Annotated in this window: 15 protein-coding genes; 6 read left to right on the forward strand and 9 right to left on the reverse strand. The window is 62.1% G+C overall.

Features of this window, described 5'->3' with window-relative positions; all coding sequences use genetic code 11:
- Window positions 1–46 precede the first annotated feature (46 nt).
- Window positions 47–814, forward strand: coding sequence for an SDR family oxidoreductase (locus CKW29_RS08450; protein WP_095144766.1), 768 nt, complete (start codon window positions 47–49; stop codon window positions 812–814).
- 38 nt (window positions 815–852) lie between these two features.
- Here the strand turns inward: CKW29_RS08450 and CKW29_RS08455 are convergent, their stop codons facing one another.
- From CKW29_RS08455 to CKW29_RS08485, 7 genes are all read right to left on the reverse strand, one after another.
- A complete protein-coding gene (locus CKW29_RS08455; RefSeq protein ID WP_095148273.1) occupies window positions 853–1,986 on the reverse strand; it encodes an AGE family epimerase/isomerase in 1,134 nt (377 codons plus the stop codon).
- A gap of 112 nt (window positions 1,987–2,098) precedes the next feature.
- Window positions 2,099–2,671, reverse strand: coding sequence for a HupE/UreJ family protein (locus CKW29_RS08460; protein WP_095144768.1), 573 nt, complete (start codon window positions 2,669–2,671; stop codon window positions 2,099–2,101).
- Between the two features lie 37 nt (window positions 2,672–2,708).
- Window positions 2,709–3,323, reverse strand: a complete 615-nt coding sequence (gene ureG / locus CKW29_RS08465) for an urease accessory protein UreG (RefSeq protein WP_095144769.1) — start codon at window positions 3,321–3,323, stop codon at window positions 2,709–2,711.
- 9 nt (window positions 3,324–3,332) lie between these two features.
- On the reverse strand, window positions 3,333–4,007 hold the full coding sequence (locus tag CKW29_RS08470) for an urease accessory protein UreF (protein WP_095144770.1): 675 nt from the start codon (window positions 4,005–4,007) through the stop codon (window positions 3,333–3,335).
- Window positions 4,004–4,504: an urease accessory protein UreE gene (gene ureE, locus CKW29_RS08475; RefSeq protein ID WP_095144771.1), complete on the reverse strand. Its 501-nt coding sequence runs from the start codon at window positions 4,502–4,504 to the stop codon at window positions 4,004–4,006. The genes CKW29_RS08470 and ureE overlap by 4 nt, the downstream gene beginning before the upstream one ends.
- Window positions 4,505–4,701: 197 nt before the next feature.
- Entirely contained in the window at window positions 4,702–5,334 is a 633-nt protein-coding gene (locus CKW29_RS08480; RefSeq protein ID WP_095078180.1) for a TetR family transcriptional regulator, read from the reverse strand.
- A gap of 165 nt (window positions 5,335–5,499) precedes the next feature.
- Window positions 5,500–5,841, reverse strand: a complete 342-nt coding sequence (locus tag CKW29_RS08485; RefSeq protein ID WP_095144772.1) for a hypothetical protein — start codon at window positions 5,839–5,841, stop codon at window positions 5,500–5,502.
- Between the two features lie 390 nt (window positions 5,842–6,231).
- On the opposite strand from CKW29_RS08485, the gene CKW29_RS08490 reads away from it, so the two are divergent.
- Window positions 6,232–8,301 carry an AsmA family protein gene (locus CKW29_RS08490; protein ID WP_095144773.1) on the forward strand — a complete coding sequence of 690 codons (2,070 nt, stop codon included), beginning with the start codon at window positions 6,232–6,234 and terminating at the stop codon, window positions 8,299–8,301.
- Between the two features lie 300 nt (window positions 8,302–8,601).
- On the opposite strand, the gene CKW29_RS08495 is transcribed toward CKW29_RS08490, so the two are convergent.
- Window positions 8,602–9,507, reverse strand: coding sequence for a LysR substrate-binding domain-containing protein (locus tag CKW29_RS08495; protein WP_095144774.1), 906 nt, complete (start codon window positions 9,505–9,507; stop codon window positions 8,602–8,604).
- 122 nt (window positions 9,508–9,629) lie between these two features.
- On the opposite strand from CKW29_RS08495, the gene CKW29_RS08500 reads away from it, so the two are divergent.
- The 3 genes from CKW29_RS08500 to CKW29_RS08510 all read left to right on the forward strand — a co-directional run bounded on the left by CKW29_RS08500 (window position 9,630) and on the right by CKW29_RS08510 (window position 11,581).
- Window positions 9,630–10,268 carry an FMN-dependent NADH-azoreductase gene (locus CKW29_RS08500; protein ID WP_095144775.1) on the forward strand — a complete coding sequence of 213 codons (639 nt, stop codon included), beginning with the start codon at window positions 9,630–9,632 and terminating at the stop codon, window positions 10,266–10,268.
- A 1-nt stretch (window position 10,269) separates the two neighbouring features.
- Complete coding sequence (locus CKW29_RS08505) at window positions 10,270–10,575, forward strand: multidrug efflux SMR transporter (RefSeq protein ID WP_095144776.1); 306 nt, start codon at window positions 10,270–10,272, stop codon at window positions 10,573–10,575.
- Window positions 10,576–10,690: 115 nt separating this feature from the next.
- On the forward strand, window positions 10,691–11,581 hold the full coding sequence (locus CKW29_RS08510; RefSeq protein ID WP_095144777.1) for a triacylglycerol lipase: 891 nt from the start codon (window positions 10,691–10,693) through the stop codon (window positions 11,579–11,581).
- Between the two features lie 10 nt (window positions 11,582–11,591).
- Here CKW29_RS08510 and CKW29_RS08515 read toward each other — a convergent pair whose 3' ends face one another.
- A complete protein-coding gene (locus tag CKW29_RS08515; RefSeq protein ID WP_095144778.1) occupies window positions 11,592–12,467 on the reverse strand; it encodes a DMT family transporter in 876 nt (291 codons plus the stop codon).
- 95 nt (window positions 12,468–12,562) lie between these two features.
- Here CKW29_RS08515 and CKW29_RS08520 point away from each other — a divergent pair, with 95 nt between their 5' ends.
- On the forward strand, window positions 12,563–13,348 hold the full coding sequence (locus CKW29_RS08520) for a helix-turn-helix transcriptional regulator (protein ID WP_095144779.1): 786 nt from the start codon (window positions 12,563–12,565) through the stop codon (window positions 13,346–13,348).
- Window positions 13,349–13,358 lie beyond the last annotated feature (10 nt).

The raw sequence follows: 13,358 nt of genomic DNA on the forward strand, positions 1-13,358 counted from the left end.
TTTCCCATTCCAATGGCTGTGTATCAGCCCAAGTCAGGAGAGCACGATGTCCAACACCCTGTTTATTACCGGCGCGACCTCCGGTTTTGGTGAAGCCTGCGCCCGCCGTTTTGCCGAGGCTGGCTGGAAGCTGGTGCTGACGGGGCGCCGTGAAGAGCGCTTGAATGCCCTGTGTGCCGAGCTGTCGAAGCAGACCGAGGTCCATGGCCTGGTGCTCGACGTGCGTGACCGCAAGGCGATGGAGGCGGCAATTGCCAACCTGCCGCCGTCGTTTGCCACCTTGCGCGGACTGATCAACAACGCCGGCCTGGCCCTGGGTGTGGACCCGGCGCCCAAGTGTGACCTGGATGACTGGGACACCATGGTCGATACCAACATCAAGGGGCTGATGTACAGCACTCGCCTGCTGTTGCCACGGCTGATCGCCCATGGCCGCGGCGCCGGGATCATCAACCTCGGCTCCATCGCCGGCAACTACCCGTACCCGGGCAGCCACGTGTATGGCGCGAGCAAGGCGTTCGTCCAACAGTTCTCGTTGAACCTGCGTTGCGACCTGCAGGGTACCGGCGTGCGTGTGAGCAACATCGAGCCGGGCCTGTGCGAGAGCGAGTTCTCGCTGGTGCGTTTTGCCGGTGACCAGGCGCGTTATGACGCAACGTATGCGGGCGCCGAGCCGATTCAACCGCAGGACATTGCCGAGACCATCTTCTGGGTGCTCAACGCCCCGGCGCACATCAACATCAACCGCCTGGAGCTGATGCCGGTCAGCCAGACCTGGGGCGGGTTCGCGATCGACCGCAGCAGCAAGGCGTAAGTGTGGCGAGGAGGCTTGCCCTCCTCATCACCCAAGGCTCAGCCAAAATACTCGGCTAGCCCGCTGTAGCAGGTGGCCAGGTGGTAAGGCGTGGTCGAGGGCATGTCCCGGCGACTGACCGTGCCGCTGGTATCCAGGCATTCGTACCAGCCTCCGGCATGCAGGAAGCGGTCGGCCAAGGCGTTCAGTTGGCGCAGCAGCGAGGCTTCGCTGCCTGGGCGCAGGGTCAGGGCGCGCAGGTATTCCGCTTGTGCCCAGATACGCTGTGTGGCATCGCGAGGCCTGCCACCCTGTTCAAGGTCAAGCATGGCGCCCACGGCGCCTGTCTGCGGATCGACCCCCCACTGTTCGGTGACGGCGAAGGCGCGGTTCAGGGAGGCATGCAGGGTGGAGCCACGCAGGACTGGCGATGAGTCGAGCAGGAAGAACCATTCGAACTGGTGCCCCGGCTCAAACCAGTTATCCACAGCCTTGAGCGGCTTCTCCATCATCACCCCGTGCTGCGGGTCGATGAACTGCTGCTGCATGGCCTCGCACAGAGCCGTGAGTGCCGCCTGGACCGGGGCATCATCGCGTACCGACAGGGTCGCCAGAAACGCTTCGGCCAAGTGCATCAGCGGGTTCTGCAAGGGGCCGGAGCCGAGCGAAGACCAGTCACGGTCGAGGCTGGCTTCGTACAGGCCGTCGTCTGTGGCAAAGCGTTGAGCGAGTACTTCCAGGGCGGCATTGAGCACCGACTCCACCAAGGGCTCGCGGACCTTGCTCCAGTAGTGGGCGCAGGCAAAGAGGATGAAGGCGTGGGTGTAGAGGTCCTTGCGTTGATCCAGCGGCGCGCCGTGGGGGTCAATGCTGTAGAACCAACCGCCATGCTCGGCATCGTGGAAGTGCCGTTGCAACGAGCGGAACAAGGCCGCTGCGCGCGCTTCGGCCGCCGGCACCTCACCGATCAGGCTGGCGAACAGGTACAGCTGCCGTGCACAGGCCATGGCCCGGTAGCGCTGCGGCGGTAATGGCCGGTGCTCGGCATCCAGGGCCTCATAGGGCAGCGCCATGTCGCTGTTCCAGCCGGGGCCTTGCCAGAGCGGCACGATCACGTCCCGGAAATGCTGTTGCACGGTGGCAAACAGAGCGGTCAGTTCGGGCTGGGAGGCAGAGCGGGGAGCATGGGGCATTGGCTGGCGTCGTCACGGCAGGAGTGTTTGCGCGACATGGTAGCAGAGGGGCGGGGGGCAAGCTGCAAGCTTCAAGCGGCAAGCAAGAGCCGGTCAGCTTGCAGCTTGCGACTTAGCCTGCGAGCAACCAGGCCCCGGTCGCCGCCGATGCCGCTCCGGCCATGCGAACCAGCGGCGCGGCGGCTTGCGGCAACACCCGCACCACCGCGTAACCTGCGATATGCAAGGCGGCAGTCGCAATGACGAAGCCGATGGCGTAGGTCCAGGGGCTGGACATGGCCGGCAGCTCCAGGCCATGGGCCACGCCGTGGAACAGGGCAAACAAGGCGGTCGCGCCGACTGCCAGGCTCAGTGGCGGGCGCACTGCCAAGGCCACGGCCAGGCCCAGGGCCAGCACCGAGGCGGCAATCCCGCTTTCCAGTGCCGGCAGGCTCAGGCCTTCAAAACCCAGCAGCCCGCCCATCAGCAGGGTGCCGACGAAGGTACCCGGCAGTGCCCAGCGCGCGGCGCCTCGCTGTTGCGCGGCCCACAACCCCACGGCAAGCATTGCCAGCAAATGGTCCAGGCCACCGATCGGATGGCTGATGCCGGCCAGCAAGCCGTTGTCGCCATGACCGGGGTGGGCGAAGGCCAGGGTCGGTGTGAGCAGCAGGGCTGCGGTGGCAAAAAGGCGATGGAGTGTCATGACTGAGCTTCCTTGTTGAAAAGACGTGTGGATAACTTCAGGCCGCGCTCAGCAGCCCCTGGCGCTCGATGAAGGCAATGATTTCCTCAAGACCCTGGCCGGTCTTCTGATTGCTGAAGACAAACGGCTTGCCGTTGCGCATGCGCCGGGTGTCGCTGTCCATCATCGACAGCGAGGCACCTACCAGCGGCGCCAGGTCGATCTTGTTGATCACCAGCAGGTCTGATTTGCAGATGCCCGGCCCGCCTTTGCGCGGCAGCTTGTCGCCCGCGGAAACATCAATGACGTAGAGGGTCAGGTCCGACAGTTCCGGGCTGAAGGTGGCCGACAGGTTGTCACCGCCAGACTCCACCAGAATCAGGTCCAGGTCGGGAAAACGTCGGTTCAACTGATCCACCGCCTCGAGGTTGATCGAGGCGTCTTCGCGAATCGCCGTGTGCGGGCAGCCGCCGGTTTCCACGCCGATGATCCGCTCGGGCGCCAGGGCTTGATTGCGCACCAGGAAATCGGCGTCTTCGCGGGTATAGATGTCGTTGGTGACCACCGCCAGGTTGTAGCGCTCGCGCAGCGCCAGGCACAGGGCCAGGGTCAGCGCGGTTTTACCGGAACCGACCGGGCCGCCAATGCCGACGCGCAGAGGTTGTGCGTTCATGTGTTTCTCCTAGGATCGGAACAGACGGCTGTACTGGCGCTCATGGGCCATGCACGCCAGGGACAGGCCGAAGGCGGCGCTGCCATAGTGTTTGGGTTCAATGCTTGAAGCGCTCTGCTGAGCCTGTTGCAGCAGCGGTAGCAGTTCGCTGGTCAGCCGTTGCGCCGCTTGCTGGCCCAGCGGCAGGGTTTTCATCAGCACTGCCAATTGATTCTCCAGCCAGCTCCAGAGCCAGGCGGCCAGGGCATCGTGCGGGCTGATCTGCCAGGCGCGGGCGGCCAGTGCCCAGCCCAGGGCCAGGTGCGGTTCGGGGTGTTGTTCGAGGAAGTGGCGCGCGGCCTCATCCAGTTCCGGCAAACCGTTGAGCAGTTGCTGCAGGGAATAACCCATCTGCCGGCTTTCCTGATGTAGCTCGCGGGTTTCCCGGCTGGTGCGATGCTCCTCGCACCGTTGCGACAACTGCGCCCAGTCCTGCCCGGCAGCAGCGAGGCAATGGGCGAGCAACAGCGGCGCTTCGAAGCGCGCGAGGTTGAGCAGCAACTGGTCGCTGATCCAGCGTTTGGCCGATAGCGGGTCGCTCACGCGGCCGTTCTCCACGGCCATTTCCAGGCCCTGTGAATAGCTGTAGCCACCGATCGGCAGCTGTGGGCTGGCCAGTCGCAACAGCGCCCAGGCCGGGTTCACAGGCGCACGCCAAACTGATGGAGCCTGGGCGCATAGTTGAACGCCTCGTCACCGTGTCGCGAGTGATGATGGCCGCCGCCATAGGCACCGTGTTCCGGCTGGAACGGCGCTTCGATGGGGTCTGCTCTGGCGCCCAGTTGTTCGAGCATGGCCTTGAGTACGTAGTCGTCGAGCAGGCGCAGCCAGCCGTCACCGACTTGCAGGGCCACATGGCGATTACCCAGGTGGTAGGCGGCGCGGGTCAGTTCGAAGGGGTTGGCGCAGGTGACATGCAGCAGCTGTTCGGGGCGGGCGCAGACGCGCACGATACGGCCGTCTTCGGCTTCCAGGCATTCCCCGTCGTGCAGCGGCGGTTGTCCGCGCTCTAGAAACAACCCGACGTCTTCACCCTCGGCACTGAAGCAGCGCAGACGGCTTTTACTGCGCGCCTCGAAGTTCAAGTGCAGCTCTGCGACCCAGGCGGGTTGAGGGTCGATTCGGCGATGAATCACCAGCATTGGAAGGCTTCCAGCAAAGGACTATGCAATGGCTAGAGCAAGGGGCTTGCCAATAGCGCGAGCTGTAGGAGATTTCAGCTATTGCCTAGGGAATGCTAGAAGGTGGTGCGGGAAACCGGAGAGGGGTATGGTGTGATTTGGTGCAAAAAACTTCCGTGGCGCACCAAATCACGGCGCGGACGAACAAGCACAGAGGGTTACTCCGTGCTGCCCAACCCCTGCCAATGCTTGAGACCAATAAAGATAAAGCGCAGCTGCTGGGTGATCTTTGCCTGGGGCGTCAGGTGAGCGGGGAGCGCCTCGGCGGGTGGGTCGATGATGTCCGGGAGGGTGGCGAATACGCTCTTGACGATGAGGTCCGCCATCACCGACAAACCGGCAAAGTCCAGGTGTTGCAGCTTGGGCATCAATGACAGGTCGGCCGCCAGGTCTGAGCTGATGTTCTCGCGCAGCTTGCCGATGGCCAGGCGTACGGGCAGTGAGCCGCCGTATTGCTCGCGGGCCAGGAACAGAAACTGCGAGCGGTTGGCGGCCACGACGTCGAGAAAGATCCGCACCGAGGCGTCGATGATCCCGCCCATGACGAACTCGTTGTGGCGCACCAGGCGGATGGTTTCCCGGAACGTCTGGCCGACTTCGCTGACCAGCTCCAGGCCCAGTTGATCCATATCGGCAAAATGCCGGTAGAAACCGGTCGGGACAATACCTGCGGTTTTCGCTACTTCGCGCAGGCTCAGGCTGCCGAATCCTCGGCCGCACTGCATCAGGTGGCGGGCAGCGTCCATCAGGGCGTTGCGGGTCTGTTGTTTCTGTTCGGCGCGGGGCAGCATCAGGCGGCTGACTTCTAATCAAGGACAGCGGCGCACTCTAGCAAATCAGCTTTGCCGGCGTCGATCTTGAGTGGGGTGTAATCAGGCGGGGCGTAGCGGGAGCAACATTACACAATGTCAAAGCCCGATCCTGGGATCGGGCTTTTTTCCAGGGCCACCATGGGCTTAGCTCACAGCGCTGTTGCGTTCGATAACGCGGTCACCACCACCTTCGGCAACGGTCTGGCCTTGTGGGGTGCGGTTGTAGCCATCCTCAACCAGGCCTTTTTCTTCCAGGCGATCACGACCACCTTCGGCAACGGTCTGGCCTTGTGGGGTACGGTCGTAGCCATCGGCGGCGATTTTGTTGCGTTCCAGCAAGCGGTCAGATCCACCTTCAGCTACGGTCTGGCTGAACGCCGAGTGGTTGCCTTTGACTTGCGGAGTGGCTTGTTCGGCCGCTGGCAGGGCAAACGCATTAGCGGCCAGGATCGAAAGGGTAAGGCTAAGCAGTAATTGGCGTTTCATGATCGAGTGCTCCGTGGGTGGGCGGTAAAGTGGGTACGGAGCCAATGCTACGCTCGATAAGTCGATACAAAAGTTCATAAGGACAATGGTAATAATCAACAGAATTGATTGTTCTGCTGAGCGCCTCTAGACCGGGCGTTTGCGCAGAGTGCTCTGGCACCGAGGTAGTTGTTTGCGACCCGCAGGCGGGCCGAAAATGGCGGGCGATGGACCGCTGCCAGGAGGGTGCGTCGGGGAGAAAGCTGGGCCTTTTTGCGCGCCCCCCGACTTTGTCGTTAAACCTGCGGGCCATTTGCCAGTCGTAGTGTTTATGCCCGGGCGATTCATGGCCTGGCGTTTCTTGCGTGCGCCGCAGTACGGGCGCCGAGTGGTCATCAGGAGTCCTGTGCAATGACGCGCACCCGTAAAATATTCACCTGGGCCTTCACCAGTCTGGCGCTGCTGATGGCCTCGCTGGTCGTGATCATCCTGTTCTTTGACTGGAACCGGATCAAACCCGACCTCAATGCCAAGGTGTCCGAAGAGTTGCATCGTTCCTTCGCGATCAACGGCAACCTGTCGGTGGTCTGGCAGCGTGATGTCGACGAGGGAGGCTGGCGCGCCTGGGTGCCTTGGCCCCATGTGGTGGCCGAGGACCTGAGCCTGGGCAACCCGGATTGGTCGAAGCAGCCGCAAATGGTCAATCTCAAGCGGGTCGAGTTGCGCATCTCGCCGTTGGCCCTGTTGGTGCAGCGAGTGGTGATTCCGCGCATCGATCTCACCGAACCCGTTGCACGCCTGCAACGACTGGAGGACGGTCGCGCCAACTGGACGTTCACCTTCGATCCCAAGGATCCGAATGCCGAACCGTCCCGCTGGGGGGTGGAAATCGGTGCAATCGGCTTCGACAAGGGGCATGTCACCCTCGACGATCAGCACTTGAAAACCTCGCTCGACCTGCTGATCGATCCGTTGGGCAAACCGATCCCGTTCAGCGATATCGTCGGGGACAAGACCGCCAAAAAAGCTCGGGAGAAGGGGGCGGCGCCGCAGGACTATGCATTTGCGCTCAAGGTCAAAGGCCTGTATCACGGCCAGGTGCTTTCAGGCGAGGGCAAGATTGGCGGGCTATTGGCATTGCAGGACGCGGCCAGACCGTTCCCGCTACAGGTACAGGCCCGGATTGCCGATACCCGGGTCGAGCTGGCGGGGACTCTCACCGACCCACTGAGCCTCGGTGCACTGGACCTGCGGTTGAAGCTGGCCGGTACCAGCCTGGGCAATCTCTATCCGTTGACCGGCGTCACCCTGCCGGACTCCTCACCCTATGCCACGGACGGTCACCTGATCGCCAACCTGCGCGCGCGAGAGGGTGCGACGTTCCGCTATGAGGACTTCAATGGCACCATCGGCGGCAGCGACATTCATGGCAACCTGGTTTACGTGGCCCGTCAGCCACGACCCAAACTCAGTGGTGCGCTGGTCTCCAATCAACTGCTGTTCGCGGACCTTGCACCGTTGATCGGCGCCGACTCCAATGCCAAGCAAAAGGCACGCGGCGGTGACAGCAAGCAGCCAGCAGACAAGGTACTGCCGGTCGAGGCGTTTCGTACCGAGCGTTGGCGTGACATGGATGCCGACGTCGAGTTCACCGGCAAGCACATCGTGCACAGCGAGAAACTACCGTTCAACGACCTGTTTGCCCATGTGGTGCTCACCGACGGTCAGCTGAATCTGGAGCCGCTGCGTTTTGGCGTGGCGGGCGGCAAGCTGGATGCGCAGGTCCGCCTCGACGGTCGAACCACGCCACTGGAAGGGCGGGCAAAACTGAGCGCCCGTGGTTTCAAACTCAAGCAGTTGTTCCCGACCTTCGAGCTGATGAAGACCAGTTTGGGCGAGCTTAACGGTGACGCCGACATCGCGGGGCATGGCAACTCGGTGGCGGCGTTGCTGGGCAGCGCCAACGGCGACCTGAAACTACTGATCAACGATGGCGCAATCAGTCGTGAGTTGATGGAACTGGCGGGGCTGAACATCGGCAACTATGTGGTTGGCAAAATCTTTGGTGACCAAGATGTGAAGATCAACTGCGCCGCCGCCGACTTCGGTATCAAGAGTGGCCTGGCGACGTCGCGTCTGTTTGTGTTCGACACCGAGAACGCGATCGTCTACATCGACGGCACGGCCAACATGGCCACTGAACAGCTGGACCTGACCATATCCCCCGAGTCCAAGGGCTGGCGCCTGATTTCCCTGCGTTCGCCGCTGTATGTTCGCGGCACGTTCATAAAGCCGGAAGCCGGGGTCAAGGGCGTGCCGTTGATGCTGCGCGGCGCGGGGATGGTGGCGCTGGGGGTGCTTGCGGGCCCCGCAGCGGGCTTGCTGGCACTGGTGGCGCCGAGCGAGGACGCGCCGAACCAGTGTGCGCCGTTGCTGGAGCAGATGAAGTTGGGTAAGGCGCCGAAGACGGTGAAGGGTTGAGAACTACACCGTTGTCGGTGTTGAGCGCTAATGGGGTTTGATACTCCATTGGTGCTGTGTAGGCAGGATGCATGCTTGCGGATATTCAGATCTCATTCGGTGGTGGCAGGCGGATTGATGTGAAACAAATGGGTTTGGGTTTTTGTTGTGTGAAATGGTTTATGTTTTATGTGCGAGCTTGATCGATCCTGATTTCAATTGGATTGGGTTGGCGTTTCAGGTCTTTTAGAAAACCGGTCATGCCTACTGCGTGTTTTTCTTCCCAAGACAGAATAGGTTCGAAGATCGACCCAATGTTCGTTACATCGACTGTAGTGGGTCTGACAGTCGTGCTTCCTCTTCCAACCACTGAAAAAACGCCCGAACTGACGGATGCCGCTCGCGCCCCGGCACGCACAGTGCACTGTAACCGGCACCATTGACCTGAACCTCTGGGCGATAACCCACCAGTAAGCCACTGGCGACACTTTCCGATACCAGAATGTTGCTGGCCAGCACCAGACCTTGGCCGGCTATCGCGGCTTGCAGGGCGTAATGCTCTTCATCGTATTCGCGGGTGACCGGGTGGTTGCTCAGCCAGGTTTCCCCGGCCTGGGCGCACCAGGCTGCCCAGCCGTGAGCATAGAGTTTGGCGTTGTGCCAATTCACGCTGATCAATGTCGGTGGTCGACGACTGGCCAGCGCCACTTGCCCGGGGGAGCCGTAGACGCCGAATTGTTCGTCGAACAGGCATTGGCCGTAGAGGTTCGGGTAGTCCTCCAGGCTATAGCGGATGGCCAGGTCGACGCTGGCGTCCTGATGCAGGTCGATCACTTCGCAATGGGTGTCCAGGCGCAGCTTGATGTTCGGATGGCTGGCGTAGAACCGCCCCAGGCGTGGCACCAGCCATAGAGTAGCGAAGGCCGCGGTGGTGGAAATCATCAGCGTGGTGCCGCTGCGTTGGGGGCGCAGGGTGTCGACGCTCTGCGCCACTTCCAGCAAGGCCCCATGCAGGCTACGAAACAAGCGCTCACCACCGTCGGTCAGTTGCACGCGGCGTGGCAGGCGTTCGAACAGGGGCACGCCGAGCCAGGTTTCCAGTGCGCGAATCTGGTGGGAAATCGCGGTTGGCGTCACTGACAGCTCCTCGGCGGCCGCCTTGAAACTCAGCAGGCGCGAGGCTGATTCGAACGCACGCAGGGCGGTCAAGGGGAGCGAAGCGAACATCGTGGGACTCCATGGATGAGATCAATTCATCCGGACTGATTTTTACTCATTTGAAGAAGGCCGGCTGCGAGCTTCAAGCTGCAAGCCGAAAGCTATTCAAGTTTAGTCTTCGGGAGATTGAGATGAGTAAAATTCTTGTGGTTCACGCCAGCCCCCGTGGCGACCGCTCCCATTCCCGGCGCTTGGCCGAAGTGTTTTTAGCGGCTTGGCAGGCACAACATCCTTACGCGCAGTTGACCCGTCGAGAAGTGGGGCGGGCGTTGATTCCGCCGGTAAACGAAGCGTTTATCGCTGCGGCCTTTCATCCTGACCCCGAGGCCCGGTCCCTGTCGATGCAGGCCGATCTGGCGCTCAGCGATCAGTTGGTCGCCGAGTTGCTCGAGCATGATGGGCTGGTGATTTCCACGCCCATGCACAACTTCAGCGTGCCCAGCGGTCTCAAGGCCTGGATCGACCAGATCGTGCGCCTGGGCCTGACCTTCAACCACTCGCTGGACAACGGCATCGCCCAGTACGAACCGCTGGTGAAGGGCAAGAAAGCCCTGATTGTCACCAGCCGTGGCGGTTTCGGTTTCGGCCCCGGTGGCGAGAACGAGGCCATGAACCACGCCGATCCCTTGCTGCGCACGGCGCTGGGGTTTATCGGCCTCGACGAGGTCACGGTGGTTGCGGCCGAAGGTGAAGAGTCCGCCGAACGCACTTTTGCCGTGTCAGTCGCCGAGGCCGAGCAACGCCTGCGGGCGCTGGCCCGGGTGTTTTGAAGTGGCCTGGTTGTTCCTGCTGGTCGCTGCCGGGTTCGAAGTGACGTTCGCCATGGGCATGAAATACGCCGAAGGCTTCACCCGGTTGTGGCCGTCGCTGATCACCGTGGCGGCGGCCGTGGGCGGGATCTACTTCCTGACCCTGGCCATGCGCGAATTGCCGGTGAGCATTGCCTACCCGATCTGGACGGCCATCGGATCGCTGGGCACGGTGTTCCTGGGCTTCGCCTTGTTGGGCGAAAGCCTGACGCCGGTCAAGCTGGTGTCGGTTGCCTTGATCGTGGCGGGGGTGGCAGGCTTGAAATAGGCGTCGGGGAATGTCATAGACGCAGGGTAAAGGTGTCATCTTCGATGGCGAGGCGGGTGGCCGACGTCTTGCTTCCCAGCCTGGACCTTCCCAACGATCACAAGGATGTTTGCCCATGTCGCAGGAAACCGCCACGCGCTACCCCTTGGTATTGGTCCCGGGCATGCTCGGTTTTGTTCGTTTGCTGGTGTACCCGTACTGGTACGGGATCATCCCGGCGTTGCGCCGGGGTGGGGCTTTGGTGTTCGCCGTGCAGGTTTCGCCGGTGAACTCCAATGAAGTCCGCGGCGAAGAACTGCTGATGCAAATCGAGGACATCGTGCGTGAAACCGGAGCCGGCAAGGTCAATCTGATTGGCCACAGCCAGGGTGCGCTGACCGCCCGATACGCTGCGGCCAAGCGTCCGGATCTGGTGGCCTCGGTGACGTCGGTTGCCGGCCCCAACCATGGCTCGGAACTGGCGGATTACCTGCACCGGCACTACCCGCCCGACAGTGCGAAAGGCCGTGTACTGAGTGCGCTACTGCGCATGGTCGCGTGGGTGATGGGGGTACTGGAAACCGGTCATCACGTGCGCAAATGGCCGGTGGACTTAGACGCCTCGCACAACTCCCTGACGGGCGAAGGCGTTGCCCTGTTCAACCAGCGTTATCCACAGGGCTTGCCTGAAGCGTGGGGCGGACAGGGGCCTGAGTGGGTCAACGGTGTGCGCTACTACTCCTGGTCCGGCACCTTGCAACCCGGCAAGACCGATCGGGGCGGCAATCTGCTGGACGGCACCAACCGTAGCTGCCGCTTGTTCGCTCACACCTTTGTCCGCGAGGCGGGGCAGTGCGACGGCATGGTCGGGCGTTACAGCTCGCACCTGGGGACGGTGATCGGCGATGACTACCCGCTGGATCATTTCGACATTGTTAACCAGTCGCTGGGGCTGGTGGGCAAAGGCGCCGATCCGGTGCGCCTGTTTGTCGAGCATGCGCAGCGGTTGAAAGCAGCGGGTATATAGCCACAGAAGATCATGCGCGACCGAGCACAGTGGTCCAGCGCTCGGACAGCAGCACCCCACCCAATGTCATCAGCCCGCCCACCAGGTGGTATAGCGCCAACTGCTCATGCAGGACCACGGCGGCAATCAGGGCGGTGATCAATGGCAGCAAGTTGAAAAACAGCGTGGTCCGGCTCGGCCCCAGGCGCACCACGGCCTGCATCCATGCCAGGGGGGCGACCATCGAGGCGAGCAGGCAGGCGTAGAGCACCAGCGGAATATTCTGCAAGGTCGGGCCGACCTTGGGCGAGGCCACGAACAGCGGAAACAGCACCACCACCGCCACCAGCACCTGTAGGTAGAGCAGCACCAGGGGCGGCAGGCGCAGCTGCCATTTCTTCAGCAGGGTGCTGTAGATCGCGTAGGCCAGGGTCGCGATCAGCATCATCGCATCACCGAGATTGACCCCGTGCTCCAGCAGCGCGCCGAGGCTGCCGGACGAGATCACCACCAGCACCCCGGCCAAGGACAATACCGCCCCCGCCAGCGCACCGGCCGTCAGCCGTTGGCCAAGACTGACGATCGCCATGGCCAATGACATCAACGGCATCAGTGACAGGATGATGCCCATGTTGGTGGCGGTGGTCAGGGCGGCGGCGAAGTACGCCAGGCTTTGATACATCGCCATGCCCAGTACGCCGAGGATGAAGATCCTCGTCAGGTTCGGGCGAATCACTGGCCAATGGTTGATCACCGGTTTGAGCATGAAGGGCGTGAACAGTATCCCGGCGAGCAGCCAGCGATAGAAACCGATCTCGGCGGGGAAAATCGCACCGGCCGACATTTTGGTGATCACGGTGTTACCGGCCCAGATGAAAATGGCCAGCAGGGGATAAGCGTATTGCATGGGAAAAACCAGAACGTTGATGAAGCGCGATTATCCCCTGTCTGGATCAATGCCTATACTTCGATCCAGACAACCCGCCCTTGAATCCGGACAGCATGAACAGAAAGCCTATCGATCTGCTGGATTTCAGCGGTTTACCGGCGCCGGTGTACTTCCGCTACGCCGACTTCGACGCCCACAGCCACGCATTGGCCCATCGCCACCCCTGGGGCACCCTCGAGTATTCGGCGCACGGCGTAATGCACATGGACATCGCCGGCAGTCGCTTCATGTCGCCCCCTCAATACGCGGTGTGGGTGCCTCCGCACACCGAGCACAGCTTTTACAGTGCTCAACCGATCACCTACCGCGCGGTGTGCCTGGCACCGGAGATCTGCCGTGATCTGCCGCAGCAGGCCTGCACCCTGGCGATCAGCGACATCCTCAAGGCGATCCTCAAGGACTTTGCCGCCCGTGACGTGAAGATCGCGCAGCACCCAGCCGACGTTCGCCTGGCCCAGGTGCTGGTGGACCAGTTGCACCTGGCGCCGGTGCATGAGTGTTACTTGCCTTACGCCAGCAGCGCCGGACTGCTGGGCATACTGGAAGCCTTGCAGGCCGACCCTGGGGACAACCGGCCATTGGCGCAATGGGCTGAGCAGATCCACGTCAGTGAGCGAACCCTGGCGCGCCAGTGTGTGCGTGAGCTGGGCATGAGCTTCGGCGAATGGCGTCAGCGCCTGCGGTTCCTGGCCTCGATCGAGGCGCTGGACAGTCCTCGCAGCATTCAGGAAATCGCCTTTGACATGGGCTACAGCACAGCCTCGGCGTTTATTGCGATGTTTCAGCGCCAGGCCGGTTGCACCCCCGAGCACTATCGCCGTACCAGCCTGGATAGTTGATGAACCTGTT

The sequence above is a fragment of the Pseudomonas sp. Irchel s3a18 genome (genome assembly GCF_900187535.1).
Taxonomy (GTDB): Bacteria; Pseudomonadota; Gammaproteobacteria; order Pseudomonadales; family Pseudomonadaceae; genus Aquipseudomonas.